This window comes from Thioclava pacifica DSM 10166, assembly GCF_000714535.1.
Taxonomy (GTDB): domain Bacteria; phylum Pseudomonadota; class Alphaproteobacteria; order Rhodobacterales; family Rhodobacteraceae; genus Thioclava; species Thioclava pacifica.
This window is the reverse complement of sequence record NZ_AUND01000034.1, coordinates 353,406-368,894: the sequence shown is the minus strand read 5'-3', so window position 1 is coordinate 368,894 and position 15,489 is coordinate 353,406. Positions and strand designations below refer to the sequence as shown.

At 63.8% G+C, this 15,489-nt stretch carries 11 protein-coding genes; 7 read left to right on the top strand and 4 right to left on the bottom strand.

The features are described 5' to 3' along the window. Nucleotides 1-102: 102 nt before the first annotated feature. Together TP2_RS13825 and mfd are read left to right on the top strand one after the other, a co-directional pair. Nucleotides 103-660: a component of SufBCD complex gene (locus TP2_RS13825; RefSeq protein ID WP_240473767.1), complete on the top strand. Its 558-nt coding sequence runs from the start codon at nt 103-105 to the stop codon at nt 658-660. A gap of 40 nt (nt 661-700) precedes the next feature. Further along, nucleotides 701-4,141, top strand: coding sequence for a transcription-repair coupling factor (gene mfd, locus TP2_RS13820; protein WP_038078515.1), 3,441 nt, complete (start codon nt 701-703; stop codon nt 4,139-4,141). A 94-nt stretch (nt 4,142-4,235) separates the two neighbouring features. Here the strand turns inward: mfd and TP2_RS13815 are convergent, their stop codons facing one another. From TP2_RS13815 to TP2_RS13805, 3 genes are all read right to left on the bottom strand, one after another. Next, nucleotides 4,236-4,760, bottom strand: a complete 525-nt coding sequence (locus TP2_RS13815; RefSeq protein WP_038078511.1) for a bactofilin family protein — start codon at nt 4,758-4,760, stop codon at nt 4,236-4,238. After that, the gene (locus TP2_RS13810; RefSeq protein ID WP_038078508.1) at nt 4,750-6,066 is read right to left on the bottom strand and encodes a M23 family metallopeptidase; all 1,317 of its coding nucleotides are present in this window, start codon (nt 6,064-6,066) and stop codon (nt 4,750-4,752) included. Before TP2_RS13810 ends, TP2_RS13815 begins: the two co-directional genes overlap by 11 nt. 294 nt (nt 6,067-6,360) lie before the next feature. Continuing rightward, nucleotides 6,361-6,864 (bottom strand): peroxiredoxin, encoded by a 504-nt coding sequence (locus TP2_RS13805; protein ID WP_038078505.1) that lies wholly within the window; start codon nt 6,862-6,864, stop codon nt 6,361-6,363. A 146-nt stretch (nt 6,865-7,010) separates the two neighbouring features. Here TP2_RS13805 and TP2_RS13800 point away from each other — a divergent pair, with 146 nt between their 5' ends. The 5 genes from TP2_RS13800 to lpdA all read left to right on the top strand — a co-directional run bounded on the left by TP2_RS13800 (nt 7,011) and on the right by lpdA (nt 14,980). After that, on the top strand, nt 7,011-10,439 hold the full coding sequence (locus tag TP2_RS13800; RefSeq protein WP_051692623.1) for a YhdP family protein: 3,429 nt from the start codon (nt 7,011-7,013) through the stop codon (nt 10,437-10,439). A gap of 10 nt (nt 10,440-10,449) precedes the next feature. Next, a complete protein-coding gene (gene queA / locus TP2_RS13795; protein WP_038078503.1) occupies nt 10,450-11,511 on the top strand; it encodes a tRNA preQ1(34) S-adenosylmethionine ribosyltransferase-isomerase QueA in 1,062 nt (353 codons plus the stop codon). Nucleotides 11,512-11,618: 107 nt separating this feature from the next. Continuing rightward, on the top strand, nt 11,619-12,890 hold the full coding sequence (locus tag TP2_RS13790) for an MFS transporter (protein WP_038078501.1): 1,272 nt from the start codon (nt 11,619-11,621) through the stop codon (nt 12,888-12,890). A 74-nt stretch (nt 12,891-12,964) separates the two neighbouring features. Next, nucleotides 12,965-13,549 (top strand): DUF924 family protein, encoded by a 585-nt coding sequence (locus tag TP2_RS13785; protein ID WP_038078498.1) that lies wholly within the window; start codon nt 12,965-12,967, stop codon nt 13,547-13,549. Nucleotides 13,550-13,585: 36 nt separating this feature from the next. Further along, a complete protein-coding gene (gene lpdA, locus TP2_RS13780) occupies nt 13,586-14,980 on the top strand; it encodes a dihydrolipoyl dehydrogenase (RefSeq protein WP_038078496.1) in 1,395 nt (464 codons plus the stop codon). Nucleotides 14,981-15,062: 82 nt separating this feature from the next. Here lpdA and TP2_RS13775 read toward each other — a convergent pair whose 3' ends face one another. Continuing rightward, on the bottom strand, nt 15,063-15,434 hold the full coding sequence (locus TP2_RS13775; RefSeq protein WP_038078494.1) for a rhodanese-like domain-containing protein: 372 nt from the start codon (nt 15,432-15,434) through the stop codon (nt 15,063-15,065). Nucleotides 15,435-15,489 lie beyond the last annotated feature (55 nt).

The following is a 15,489-nucleotide window of genomic DNA, read 5'->3' as shown; positions in this document are numbered from 1 at the left end:
CAAGGGGTGCCATGGATCGCGACCGCAGGCAAGCGCGGCAGGGCTGGATGTGGCTGCGGGCTTCCGCTTGGCTCCGCGCTGGTCTATGCAAAGGGAAAACCGATGCCAGTCGCAGGAGCCAACCGCGTGGAAATCTTCGATGTGATCACCCGTTTGATCGACCTGCGGAGCTTCTCCAACCTGTGGTACTGGATCGCGCTCGCCGCGATCTGGTCCTCGGCCTCGCATTGGGTGATGGGCGTTCCCTGGGACATGGTCGGTCGCGCACGGCGCAAGGGCGGCGATGCGGCCGCGGATCTGGTGCAGATCGCAGGCGTGAACGCACGCAGGCTCAACCGTATCCGCGGTGATGCGGGCGTGTCGATGGCGGTCTCGATCCCGTTCCTGCTGAGCTTTCTCATTATCACGGGTTTCGTCTATGGCTCCGAAACCGCGCAGGCCTTCGCATTGCTGCTTGTGCCGCTGATGCTCGTCTTCGGGCTCAGCCTGCGGCTTGCGATCCGGCTCGAGGATGCGTTGACCAGCGGAGCGGGAGCGGAGTTCGTGATCGCCGCGCTTTCGCGTCACCGGATCAGCATCCAGACCGTCGGCGTGATCTCGATCATCGTCACCTCGCTCTGGGGCATGTTCCAGAACCTGCGCATCTCTCTGATGGTCTGAGCGGGCTTGACACCGGGCGCTGGCTCGATACCTCGCAAGCATGGATCATTTTCTTCTCTCGGGCGCCCCGGAAGGGTTCGACGCGGCCCTGCTCGCCAAGGAACTCGCCAAAGGCAAGTCGGTCATCCATGTTGCGCGCGATGACCGCCGTCTCGCGGCGATGCGCGGGGCGTTGGCTTTCTTCGCGCCGGATGCGGTGGTGCTCGATTTCCCGGCCTGGGATTGTCTGCCCTATGATCGCGTTTCGCCCAATGCGGATGTGTCGGCCACACGGATGGCGACGCTCGCGGCACTGGCCGCCGGTATGCGCGGACCCTTCGTTCTTCTGACGACGCTGTCGGCCGCGATGCAGCGCGTGCCTGCGCGCGGGGTGTTGGCGGGTGCGAGCTTCTCGGCCCAGGTCGGCAAGCGGATCGACGAAGGCGCGCTGCGCGATTTCCTCGTGCGCATGGGGTTCTCGCAAGCCTCGACCGTCTCGGAGCCCGGCGATTACGCGATCCGGGGTGGCATCATCGACATCTTCCCGCCGGGCGAGGGCGGGCCGGTGCGGCTCGACCTGTTTGGCGACGTGCTCGACGATGCGCGCCGTTTTGATCCGGTCAGCCAACGCACGACCGAGAAGCTGAAGGGCGTGGACCTCGCGCCGGTTTCTGAGGTGATCCTCGACGAGGCCTCGATCACGCGGTTCCGGCAGAATTACCGCATCGAGTTCGGTTCGGGCGGCGCGGAAGATCCGCTTTACGAGGCGGTCTCGGCAGGGCGCAAACAGGCAGGGATGGAGCATTGGCTGGGCTTCTTCCATGAAAAGTTGGAGACCCTGTTCGACTATCTTCCCGAGGCGACCGTGATGCTCGACGACCAGATCGGGCCGCAGCAGGAAAGCCGCTGGGAGGGGATCGAGGACCAATACGATACCCGCCGCGAGGCGATGACCCGGCGCGACCGTCTGGATTCTGTCTACAAGCCCGCGCCGCCGCATCTTTTGTATTTGGATACAAAGGATTGGGAGTTCGTGTTGAAGTCGCTTCGTGTGCTGCGCCTTCAGGTCATTCCGGCGCCCCCCGGACCGGGAGTGTTGAATGCGGGCGGTAAGATCGGGCGCAATTTCGCGCCCGAGCGTAAGGTGGAAAATATAAGCCTTTTCAGCGCGCTAAAGGATCATGTTCAAGCGCGTCTCGCCGACGGACCGGTGGTGATCGCGTCGTGGTCGGAAGGCGCGCGCGAACGTCTCAAGGGGCTGATGGAGGATGAAGGCCTGATCGGCGCCAAGCTGATCTCGGATGCGCGCGAGATCGGGCCCGGCGTGAACCTGACGGTCTGGCCGCTCGACGAGGGCTTTGAGGCACCGCGCGACGGCAAGGATCTGACGGTCATCTCCGAACAGGATGTTCTGGGTGAACGCCTCGTCTCGCGCCCGAAGCGCAAGCGCAAAGCCGAGAACTTCCTGACCGAGCACACGACGCTGTCGCCCGGCGATCTGGTCGTCCATGTCGATCACGGCGTGGGTCGCTACAAGGGGCTGGAGACGGTCACTGCGCTTGGCGCGCCGCATGATTGTGTGCTTTTGGAATATGCGGGCGGGGACCGGCTTTACCTGCCGGTCGAGAATATCGAACTGCTCAGCCGCTATGGCCATGAAGAGGGGCTGCTCGACAAGTTGGGCGGCGGCGCCTGGCAGGCCAAGAAGGCCAAGCTGAAGGAACGCATCCGCCAGATCGCCGACAAGCTGATGCGCATCGCGGCCGAGCGGCACCTGCGTCAGGCCCCGATCCTCGAGGCACCGCATCACGAATGGGAGGCCTTTGCCGCGCGCTTCCCCTATACCGAGACCGACGACCAGATGACGGCCATCGAAGACGTGGTGGACGATTTGAAATCCGGCACGCCGATGGATCGTCTGGTGGTGGGCGATGTGGGCTTCGGCAAGACCGAGGTCGCGATGCGCGCCGCCTTCGTGGCCGCGCAATCGGGGATGCAGGTGGCAGTGATCGCACCGACGACGCTGCTCGCGCGCCAGCATTACAAGACTTTTGCCGATCGCTTCCGGGGGACGGCGCTGACGGTGAAGCCCCTGAGCCGGTTCGTCTCGGCGAAGGAGGCCACGAAAACCCGCGAAGGTCTGCGCGACGGCACGGTCGACATCGTGATCGGAACCCATGCGGTGCTGGCCAAGACGGTGAAATTTGCCAATCTCGGGCTGCTGATCATCGATGAGGAGCAGCATTTCGGCGTGCAGCACAAGGAGCGCCTGAAGGAGATGCGTTCCGAGATCCACGTGCTCACGCTCACCGCGACGCCGATCCCGCGCACCTTGCAGCTGTCGCTCACCGGCGTGCGGGATTTGTCGATCATCGGCACGCCGCCCGTCGACCGCCTCGCGATCCGCACCTATGTCAGCGAGTTCGACACGGTGACGATCCGCGAAGCGCTGTTGCGCGAGCATTATCGGGGCGGGCAGAGCTTCTACGTGGTGCCGCGTATTTCCGACCTGCCCGAGATCGAGGAGTTCCTGCAAAGCCATGTCCCGGAGGTGAAATATCTCGTGGCGCATGGGCAGATGGCGGCGGGCGAGCTCGATGAGCGGATGAACGCCTTCTATGATGGCAAATTCGATGTGCTTCTGGCGACGACGATCGTCGAGAGCGGCCTCGATATTCCCACGGCGAACACGATGGTCGTACATCGCGCGGATATGTTCGGGCTGAGCCAGCTTTACCAGATCCGGGGCCGGGTGGGGCGCGCCAAGACGCGGGCCTATTGCTACCTTACCACGAAGCCGCGCATGCCGCTGACGCCGCAGGCGCAGAAACGGTTGCGTCTTCTGGGCTCGCTCGACAGTCTTGGGGCGGGGTTCAACCTTGCCAGCCAGGATCTCGATCTGCGCGGGGCGGGGAACCTTCTGGGCGAGGAACAATCCGGCCATATCAAGGAGGTCGGCTACGAGCTTTACCAGGCGATGCTGGAAGAGACGATTTCGAAGCTGAAATCGGGTGAGCTGACCGAGACCGTGGATGGCGACTGGTCACCGCAGATCAATCTCGGCGTGCCGGTCATGATCCCCGAGAGCTACATCCCCGATCTTGATGTGCGGCTGGGGCTTTATCGCCGCCTGTCGAGCCTGACCACCAAAGTCGAGCTGGAAGGCTTTGCGGCCGAGCTGATTGACCGCTTCGGAGAGCTGCCGAAAGAGGTCAACACGCTGCTGCTGGTCGTGCGGATCAAGGCGATGTGCAAACGCGCGATGATCGCCAAGCTGGATGCCGGCCCGAAAGGTGCGACGATCCAGTTCCACAATGACAAATTCCCGAACCCGGCGGGGCTGGTGGAGTTCCTCACGGCGCAGCGCGATCTGGCCAAGGTGAAGGACAATCGGCTGATCGTCCGGCGCGACTGGAAAAACGACAAGGACAAGATCCGCGGCGCCTTCGCCATCGCCCGCGATCTGGCCGAGAAGGTCATCGCGGTCCAGAAGAAGAGCTGATCGCGCCAGCCGCGAAACGCGGATCGTCCCCCAAAGGGAAAATGAAAAAGGGCGGCCCGCGGGCCGCCCTGTTCGCTCTGGCTCTTGCCTGAGATTATTTCTTCTCTTGCGCCGGGGCGGGAGCGGGCTCTGCCATCGGCGGGGCGAGCTTGGGCGTGCCCTGGCCGTTTTGCAGCGGATCGTCCTGACGCTGAACCGAACCTTCGAAATGCGCACCGCTCTCGATGGCGATGGTCTTGTGGATGATGTCGCCTTCGACGCGGGCGGTCGAGGTCAGGCGGACCTTGAGACCACGCACGCGGCCCACGACGCGGCCATTGACCACGACGTCATCAGCGGTGATCTCGCCCTTGATCGTGGCGCTCTCGCCGACGGTCAGCAGGTGGGCGCGGATATCGCCCTCGACCACGCCTTCGATCTGGATGTCGCCGGTGGTCTTGATGTTGCCGGTGATCGTCAGATCCGACGACAGCACCGAGGGTGCGGGCTTCGCGCGCGGCGTGGCGCCGGGCGTGTAGTCGGTCGTGGGGCGCGCGGGCGCCGCCGTGGTTTCCGGGGTCTTGGGCTTGTCACCCTCGGCCTTGGGGCCGGGCTCATGGATTTTGCTCTTAGAAAACATTCTTACCAGCCTTGATGAAGGTCATCGGATTGATTGCCTTGCCACTGATCCGGATCTCGTAGTGGAGATGCGGTCCGGTGGAGTGTCCGGTATTGCCCATATCAGCAATCCAGTCCCCTTGCGACACCTTTTGCCCCACTTTCACGCGGATTTTGTTCAGGTGACCGTAACGGGTGGTGATCCCGAACTCGTGGCGGATCTTGATCAGGTTGCCGTAGCCGCGTTCCCATTCGGCCGCGATTACGACGCCATCGGCAGGGGCGTAGATCTTGGTGCCGACCGGGGCGGCCATATCCACGCCTTCATGCATCCGACCCCAGCGCCAGCCGAAAGGCGAGGAGAAGCGGAAAGCGGATTTCACCGGCATTGCGAAGGGCAGCTTGTCCACCGCGATGCGATACATGTTCATTTCGTCGAGCTTGCGCAGGATCGACTCGGCGCGTGCCGTGTCGCCATCGAGATCTGCGGAGCCCTTCGTCGAAAGCGAGACCGGGGTCAGCGGCCCGCCGGTTCCCGAATAGCCACGCTTGATCTGCGCAAGCACATTGTCAGGATCCATGCCGGCCTGCTTGAACACCTTGTCGAGCGGCTCCATCGAGATTTTCACCGCACCTTCCAGCGTCGTGAAGATCTCGTCGTTGCGCTGCTCCATCAGGCGTTTCTCAAGCGCGATCTTGTCCATCTGGACCTGAGCGCTCTGGGCATCCTGCGCGGCCGTGTCGCGTTCCTTGGCGGTTTCGCCGAGCGCCGCCGTCAACATGTCGACGGTCTTGGCCATGTCCTCGGCGCGCGCGACGGGGGTCGGGCCGGACTCGGCGCCTTTACCTTCGGCCTTGGCCAGTGCCAGGCGCGCGGTGTCGCGCTCATCCATGGTGCGGCGCAGCGTCGACTGGATCACGCCGATCCCGGTTTCCAGCTCGCGCTTGCGCTCTTCGGAGGCCAGCAGCGCGGATTGCATTTTCGAGACCTGCTGAAGCGCGGTCTGGAAACGGTCCTGTGCGGCCAGCGCCTCGGCCGCGCGGGCGTCGCGTTCCTTCGACAGCGCATCGAGGCGACGTTCGAACGCCACCTTGGCCACTTGTTCGTTCTGCGCGGCCCCACCCGTGGAAATTCCATCAATGAACAGCATTGCCGAGGCGACGGTCGACCACAGGAACAGCCCCGCGCCGACGGCCAGAACGCTTGCCTGGGTCAGCGGTCGCAACCGGATGAAGCGGGTCGCACTGTCCGATTTCATGAACAGTCGCTGTTCGGGAAGCCAACGCTCGAGGCGTGAGTTCAGGCGGTCGAGGATGCGTCTGGGCAAGCCGGTCGGTCCTGTGTTGTTTCAGATCGAAGAGGGCACGAGGCCGTCTGCAAACATGGGCAGGGAGGACCTGTCGTCACTGTGGATAACTTCCTCCGCCCGGTTGAAGAGGGATTAGCAAGGGGGGGCGGCCCGGGCAACCGGTTTCGCCCAGGCATCCGGTCGCAGTTCCCTCACGCCGCCGGGATGGGCGGTTTTCTGCCGATAAAAGCGCTTTAGATGGCGGATTTTACCGCGCGGATCGCGGGGCTTTCACCTTCGTGCGATCCGCGCTTGCATGCGGCTTGGAGCGGATCAGGACAAGCCTCGGGCTGCCTCCAGCACGTCCTCGGTATGCCCTTTCACCTTCACCTTGGGCCAGACCTGCGCGACAGTGCCATCCTTCCCGATCAGGACGGTTGAGCGAACTATCCCCCAGAAGGTCTTGCCGTACATCGATTTTTCGGCCCAAGCCCCATAGGCCTCGCAAGTCTCTCCACCGTCGTCGGAGGCGAGGTAGATCCCGAGGTCATGCTTGGCGCAGAAATTCTCGTGCTTCTTGAGGCTGTCCTTCGATATCCCGATCACGATCACGCCCGCCGTCGTAAACGCGTCCGCGAGACGGGTGAAATCGAGAGCCTCGGTGGTGCAGCCAGGCGTGTTGTCCTTGGGGTAGAAATAGAGCACGACCGGATGCGGCAGCGCGTCCGAGAGCCGCAGCATCCCGTCTTCCGTGATCAGTTTTCCCAATGCTCCGAACGCTTTGCCGCCGGTTGCGGGAAGGGTGAAGTCCGGCGCTTTTTCGCCTGTCTGGATCACTTTGAGGTCTCCTTCGCAGATCGGGGCTTACTTTCATGCCCGCATTGGGCAAGAATTAACCACGAGGCAGGAGACTGGGGCAAGGCCAACCCGCCCCCGCTGGATGGCCCGATCGGGCAACCACGGGAGGAACGGGAGCCACCCGAATGAAGGCGATGGAGCACGACCGCCCCTCTGACCCCGCGACGGGGTCGCCGCGCAAGGACGCGGATGCCGCGGCTGAGAAGATGCCGCCGAAGGAGGATGCGTATCTTCTGGAAAAGCCCATCTTGTCAGACGCTTCCGAGGAAAAGCTCGAGTCGACCGCGCGGCGTGGGCGGGCCGGTCTTCTGCTGCTTCTGACGCTTCCCTTTCTGGCGCTGGCCTCGATTTTCGCCTGGCTCGTGATCACCCATCAACCGGTCTCGGCGCCGGGCTGGATCGTCGCGCAATTGCAGGCGCGCGCCAATTCCGCGCTCGAAGGCCGGATGAAGGTGACGCTCGCGGGCGGGATCGATCTTTTCGTCGACGAGGGGCTGCGGCCTCGCGTGCGGTTCAAGATGGTACGGCTGGACCGGCCTTCGGGCCTGCCGATCGCGGTGCTTCCGGAATTGCGCGCGACGCTCTGGAGCGAGCCGCTTCTGCGCGGCAAGATCGAACCGCGTTCGTTCCGGATCCGCGGCGCCAGCCTCGCGCTGCATCGGTTGCCCGATGGGCGGCTCGACCTCGACCTTGGCGGCGGCGACATGTTCGGCAATCTCGATCTGAACAATGTCTCCGATGCAGTCGAGGCATTCGAGACCGTTTTCGAGGTTCCTGCGCTTTCAAAGCTGGAGACGGTGACCGCCGAGGATGTCGAACTGCGTCTGATGGACGAACGTCTTGACCGGCTGTGGAAAGTCTCGCAGGGGCGTTTCAAGCTGAGCCAGACGCCGGAGGAGATTTCCATCGCGCTCGGCTTTGACGTGGGCGGGGCGGGGACAAAACCTGCGCAGGTGGCGGTCTCGATGACCACCGAGAAGAACAGCCGAGAGGCGAGCTTCGGCGCCGCCGTGACCGCGTTGCCCGCACGGGATCTCGCGGTGCAATCGCCGGCGCTGGCCGCGCTCGGAGTTCTCAATGCGCCGATCTCCGGGGCGCTGCGATCTGGCCTCGACGACAAGGGGCAGCTGACGGGCATGAGTGCGATGCTCGAGATCGGAGCCGGTGCGATCCGGCCTAATGATGGCGTCCGTCCGATCGCCATCGAAAGCGGCAAGCTTTATCTCAACTACGATCCGGTGCGCCAGCGCGTCGAAGTGTCAAACCTAGAAGTGAAAAGTCGCGCGCTGCGGCTGCGCGCCGATGGGCAGGCCTATATGCGCGATCTGCGCAACGGCGTGCCGCGCCAGCTGTTGGGTCAGATCGCGATCTCCAATCTCGAGCTCGATCCGGCGGGCGTGTTCGACAAGCCCGCGCAGTTCGATCAGGGCGCGGTGGATTTCCGGTTGTCCTTCGATCCGTTCCGCGTCCGGATCGGTCAGCTCGAACTCAATGATGAGGGCGACACGACGATCAGCGCGAAGGGACAGCTTGCCGCGCAATCCGATGGCTGGAAGGTCTCGCTTGATGCCGGGATCGACCAGATCGACCAGACCAAGCTGCTCGCGCTCTGGCCGCCCGCGGTGGTTCCGAAAACCCGCGATTGGCTGGAGCAGAACGTGACCACGGGCCAGCTGCGCAACGTTCATGCCGGGTTGCGGCTCGTGCCGGGAGAGGAGCCCAAGCTCGGTCTTGGATACGAATTTCGTGGCGCGGATGTGCGCGTGCTCAAGACCCTGCCGCCGGTGCAGCAGGGGAAGGGGTTCGCGACGATCATCGACACCCGCCAGGCGCTCAAGGTCGAAGAAGGCCACGTCACCGCGCCCTCGGGCGGGCGGATCGAGGTGGCCGGGACCGAGCTGATCGTGCCCGATATCCGCATCAAGCCAGCGCCCGCCGTGGTAACCTTGGTTACCCGCTCGCCAATCCCCGCGGCGCTGTCGCTGCTCGACCAGCCGCCCTTCGAGTTCCTGAGCAAAGCGGGCATGAAGACCGATATCGCCAGCGGCTGGGCCGAGGCGCGTTCGGTCATCCGCTTGCCGCTCAAGCCGCGCGTGCCGGCCGAGGAAATCGGTTTCGATGTGACCGCGCGGATGACCGAGGTGAAGAGCGATGTGCTCGTGCCGGGTCGCGAGCTGCGCGCCGACGCGCTGACGCTCAAGGCCGACAATGCGGGGATGGTGATCTCGGGCAAGGGCATGTTGTCGGGCGTGGCCTTCGATGGCGCCTGGGATCAGCGTTTCGGCCCCGAGGCGAAGGGGCGCTCGGAGGTCAAGGCCGCGATCGAGGTAACGCCCGAGGCGCTCGATGCGTTCGGCGTCGGCCTGCCGCGTGGCATGGTGGCGGGCAAGGGCAACGGGCAGATCGATCTCGCGCTGCGCAAGGACGAGGCGACGCAATTCACCTTCGAGAGCGACCTTGCAGGGGTGCGCCTGTCGATCCCCGAGATCGGTTACGTGAAGGGGGCGGGCACGAACGGTTCGCTGAAGCTTTCGGGCACGCTCGGCCAGCCTCCGGCGATCGAGAGCCTCGCCTATACCGCGCCGGGCCTGCGTGCGACGGGCGATGTGAGCCTGGACAAGAATGGCGGGCTGAACCGGGCGCGGTTCACCGATCTGCGCATCGGCAACTGGTTCGCCGGCAGTGCCGATCTCGTCGGGCAGGGCAAGGGGCGTGCGGTGAATGTGCAGGTCAATTCCGGCCGGCTCGATCTCGCGAAATCCGATTTCGGCTCGGGCGGTGGCGCTGGCGGCGGCTCGGGTGGCGGAGGGGGAAGCGCGATCAGCGCATCGCTCGACCGGGTACAGATCACGGATGCAATCGCGCTTACCGGGTTCCGCGGCAATTTCTCGACCCGAGGTGGGTTCTCGGGCAAGTTCCAGGCGCAGGTGAATGGCAGCGCCCCGGTGGCGGGCACGCTGGTCCCGGCACCGGGCGGGCGGGTTTCGATCCGCGCGCAGGCCGCTGACGCCGGCGCGGTGCTCAAGGCGACGGGGATTTTCACCAAGGCGCGGGGCGGGCAGGGCACGCTCGTTCTGACCCCGCGCGATCGCAAGAGCTATGACGGCGAGGTCGCGATCGCCAATCTGCGGGTGAAGGACGCGCCGGTGCTCGCCTCACTGTTGTCCGCAGCCTCGGGCGTCGGGCTGTTGGAACAGCTCGACGGTGAGGGGATCGTGTTCTCCACGGTGGATGGCGCCTTCCGCTTGACGCCCAACGGGGTCAGCGTCACAAGGGGCGCCGCCGTGGGGGCCTCGATGGGTGTGACGATGACGGGCAACTATTACCCGGACAGCAAGAAGCTCAACATGAAGGGCGTGATTTCTCCGTTCTATCTGGTGAACGGGATCGGTCAGATCATCTCGAAGGCGGGCGAGGGGCTGTTTGGCTTCAATTACTCGCTGCGCGGCTCGTCGGATGCGCCCAAGGTCTCGATCAACCCGCTCTCGGTGCTCGCGCCGGGTGCGATGCGCGAGATGTTCCGGTCCGGCCCGCCGAAGGTGCTGAGCGAATAAGGTTTATCCGATGAAACTCGAGGATTTCGATTTCGACCTGCCCGAGGGTCTGATTGCCACGCGTCCTGCGCGCCCGCGCGACGCGGCGCGGCTGTTGCTTGCGCAAGGTGATACGATCACCGATCTGCATGTACGCGACCTGATCGACATCTTCCGTCCGGGCGATCGCCTGGTGCTCAACAATACCAAGGTGATCCCGGCGCGCCTGTCGGGCATGCGCACCCGGCAAAGCGCGCAGGGCGAGGTGACCGCGAAGGTCGAGGTGACGCTTCTGGAGCCTGCTCCGGGTGGCGAATGGACGGCGCTCGCCAAACCCCTGCGCAAGGTGAAGCAGGGCGAGGTGATCGTCTTCTCCGATGCGCTCTCGGCTCAGGTCGTGGCGATCGAGCAGGGGCAGCTGCGGGTGGCTTTCAACCTGACCGGCGAGGATTTCGACGCCGCGCTGGCCGAGGCCGGTGCGATGCCGTTGCCGCCCTATATCGCGGCTCTGCGCGCGCCGGACGAAGACGACAAGCGTGACTACCAGACCGTTTTCGCGCGCCATTCCGGCGCCGTGGCCGCTCCGACCGCGAGCCTGCATTTCACCCGCGAACTGCTGGAAGCACTCGCCGCGAAAGGGGTCGAGTTCACCGAAGTGACCCTCCATGTCGGTGCGGGCACCTTTCTTCCGGTCAAGGTCGAGGACGTGACGACCCACAAGATGCATGCCGAATGGGGCGAGGTGAGCGAGGCGGCTGCCGCCGAGATCAATGCGACGAAGGCGGCGGGCGGTCGGGTGATCCCGGTTGGCACGACCGCGCTGCGCCTCATCGAAAGCGCCGCACGCGCACCCGGCGGTGCCATGGGCCAAATCGTGCCGTTTCGCGATGCGACCGACATCTTCATCTATCCCGGCTTCGAGTTCCGTATCACCGACGCGCTGATGACGAATTTCCACCTGCCGAAATCAACGCTGTTGATGCTGGTCTCGGCCTTGATGGGGCATGAGCGAATACAAAAGATTTACGCGCATGCAGTTGAAAATCGGTATAGATTCTTTTCCTATGGCGATGCGTCGCTTCTGATCCCGTAAAGTCGCATACAGACCTGTTCTTCGCGACATGGCGCACTAGATGCCGGGGCTCGGCACGGCGCAGATCCACGCGCCTGACCGCAGGCCAAACCCGAGGGACGTTTTTGATGTTGTTAGTGCTGCGCCAGACCTGGCCACTTTTGCTGGGGATCATGCTCTTGATGGTGGGCAATGGGATGCAGGGCACGCTGCTCGGTATTCGTGGCAATATCGAGGGCATCGACACCTTCTATATGTCGCTCGTGATGTCGGCCTATTTCGCAGGCTTCCTGTTCGGGTCGCGCATGGTGCCCGAGATGATCGCGCGGGTTGGGCATGTGCGGGTCTTCGCGGCACTTGGCTCGCTGATTTCGGCGGTGCTGGTGCTGTATGCGGCCTTCCCGAACTGGCCCGCCTGGGTGGCGATGCGCGTGCTGATCGGGTTCTCCTTCTCGGGTGTCTATATCACCGCCGAAAGCTGGTTGAACGCGAGCGCCACGAACGAGACACGCGGGCAGGCGCTTTCGCTTTACATGATGATGCAGATGATCGGCATCGTCACCGCGCAGGCGCTGCTCAATGTGGGCGATCCGGCGGGCTATTTCCTTTTCGTGATCCCCTCGGTGCTGGTTTCGCTGTCCTTCACGCCGATTCTGCTTTCGGCCTCGCCCGCCCCGAGCTTCGAGACGATCCAGCGCATGACCTTCAAGCGCCTTTGGGATGCCTCGCCGCTCGGCATGGTCGGGATCTTCCTGCTGGGCGGGATCTTCTCGGCGATGTTCGGCATGGCCTCGGTCTGGGGCACGGCCGAGGGGCTGAACGTGAAACAGATCTCGGCCTTCGTGGCGGCGATCTATGTGGGGGGCATGATCCTTCAATATCCGATCGGCTATTTCTCGGACCGGATGGATCGGCGTGTGCTGATCGCGGGCACGGCGCTTGGCGGCGCGGTGGTGATGATCGCGGCTTTCATCTTCAACCCGCCTTTCTGGCTGTTGCTGGTTGCCGGCGCGCTGATCGGGGGCGTGGCGAACCCGCTCTATTCGCTACTGATCGCTTACACGAATGACTACCTGGACAATTCCGACATGGCCGCGGCCTCGGCGGGGCTGATGTTCATCAACGGTGTGGGCGCAGTCGCGGGGCCGATGGTCACGGGTTGGCTGATGGGCGTCGTGGGGCCGGGCGGGTTCTTCCTGTATATGGGGGTGCTCTGTGCCGCAATCGCGGGCTATGCCGCCTGGCGGATGACACGGCGGGCCGCCCCCTCGGCAGACGATACCGGCACCTATACGGTTCTCTCGCCCACGGCGACGGCGGTGGCGGTCGAGGCGGTGCTCGAGGTTGCTCAGGAAGAAGCCGCCGCGGCGGAGGAAGAGACGCGTTCCGACGCGGCCTGATCTCTTTCGGCTTTGCCCATCGCGCGCCATGCCCTACCATTGATCCGGGTTGCGGCAGGGGAGGGCCGTTTTCTATGGATCGCATTGACGAAATCCTGCGCTTCTGGCGCGTGGAGGTGGGCGAGAAGAACTGGTATCAATCGACCGAGGAGATTGACGCCGCGATCCGGCGTCGCTTCGCCCCGCTTTGGCAAATCGCGGCGCAGGGCGCGCTCAACGATTGGGAGCGCAGTCCGAAAGGGGCGCTGGCATTGATCCTGCTGCTCGACCAGTTCCCGCGCAATATGTTCCGCGACGACCCGCGCGCCTTCGAGACCGATCCGGCGGCGCGTCAGCATGCGGCCCGCGCGATCGCGGAAGGGCACGACATGCAGATCGGCCCACCCTTGCAACAGTTCTTCTACCTGCCCTTCATGCATTCCGAGGCGCTTGCCGATCAGGATCGTGCAGTGCAGCTGTTTTCCGAGCGATGGTATTCGCCGGACAATCTCAAACATGCGCGTGCACATCGTTTAGTGATCGAACAATTTGGGCGTTTCCCGTGGCGCAACTCCGCGCTTGGCCGCACGACAACGCCCGAGGAAGAAACATTTATGCGTGAAGGTGGCTATGGGAAGGCGCTGAATGCTTTGGATGAGTTGAATGCGTCGGTGAAATAGTTTAATGCCAAACCAGTTTCTGACCGGAGGGAAGACATGGCATCGAAAAGCTACGACATGATCGTGATCGGCGCAGGGCCGGGAGGCTATGTCTGCGCCATCCGAGGCGCACAGCTGGGCCTCAAGGTCGCGGTCGTGGAGCGCGAACATCTGGGCGGCATCTGTCTCAACTGGGGCTGCATCCCGACGAAAGCGCTGCTGCGCTCCGCCGAGGTCTTCCACCTGATGGAACGTGCGAAGGAATTCGGCCTGAGCGTCGAGAAGATCGGCTACGACCTCGATGCGGTGGTGAAACGCTCGCGCGGGGTGGCCAAGCAGCTGTCCTCCGGCGTCGCGCACCTGCTCAAGAAGAACAAGGTCGATGTGGTGATGGGGGCGGCGAAGCTCGCCGGCAAAGGCAAGGTTTCCGTCACGACCGACAAGGGTACCGAGGAGCTCACCGCGAAGAACATCGTGCTCGCCACCGGCGCACGGGCGCGCAATCTGCCGGGGCTGGAAGCGGACGGCAAGCGCGTCTGGTCCTACAAGCACGCGCTGCAACCGCCGCATCAGCCCAAGAAGCTGCTCGTGATCGGTTCGGGTGCAATCGGGATCGAATTCGCGTCTTTCTTCAATACGCTCGGGGCCGAGACCACCGTGGTCGAGGTGATGGACCGCGTGCTGCCCGTCGAGGATGAGGAAATCTCGAAATTCGCCAAAAAGCAGTTCGAGAAGCAGGGTATGAAGATCCGCGAGAAGACCACCGTCACCAAGCTCGACCGCAAGGCCGACAAGGTGATCGCAACGCTGGAGGCGGGCGGTAAGACCGAGACGCTCGAGGTCGATACGGTGATTTCCGCCGTGGGCATCGTCGGCAATGTTGAAGATCTGGGACTTGAAGAGGCCGGCGTGAAGGTCGACCGCACCCATGTCGTGACCGACGAGTTCTGCCGCACCGGGGTCGAGGGGCTCTATGCGATCGGCGACATCGCGGGCGCGCCCTGGCTTGCGCACAAGGCCAGCCATGAAGGCGTGATGGTGGCTGAGCTGGTCGCGGGCAAACATGCCCATCCGGTCAAGCCGGGCTCGATCGCGGGCTGCACCTATTGCTCGCCGCAGGTCGCTTCGGTCGGCATGACCGAAGCCAAGGCGAAAGAGGCGGGCTATGACGTGAAAGTCGGCCGCTTCCCCTTCATGGGCAACGGGAAGGCGATCGCTCTGGGCGAGCCCGAGGGCATGGTCAAGACCGTGTTTGACGCGAAGACCGGCGAATTGCTGGGCGCGCATATGGTGGGCGCCGAGGTGACCGAGCTGATCCAGGGCTATGTCGTGGGCCGTCAGCTCGAGACCACCGAGGAAGACCTGATGAATACCGTCTTCCCGCACCCGACCCTGTCGGAGATGATGCATGAAGCGGTGCTCGACGCATATGGACGTGCGATCCACTTCTGATCGCACCTGCACCAAGCGTGCGATCAAGATATGAAAAAGGGGCCCGCTGGGCCCCTTTTGTCTGCTCGATTGGTCTGACGGATCAGCGTTCGATCTCGCCGCCTGCGGCGTGCCAATCATAGAGGCCGCCGATGTTGTAGACATGTTCGTAGCCCATCTGCGCGAGCATCTGGGCGGCGCCGGCCGAACGCGCGCCCGAGGCGCAGTAGAGCGCCACCGGCTTCGCGGTGTCGAGCTTGGGGTTTTTCTCGGGGCTCGAGGGATCGGCCTTCATGCGGATCGTCGCGAGCGGGATATGCAGCGCCCCCTTGGCTTTGCCCGAGGCTTTGACTTCCATGCCTTCGCGCACGTCGATCACGGTCAGCTCGCCGGCTTTCGCCTTTGCGACGGCCTCTTTCGGGTCGATGCGTTCGACACGGCCGCCAGCACCGGAGGGACGAAGGAAGTTCAGCATGTTTCCACCTCTTGCAATCTCATAAGGCCGAAACGGCCTGCTTCCCGCCTCATGT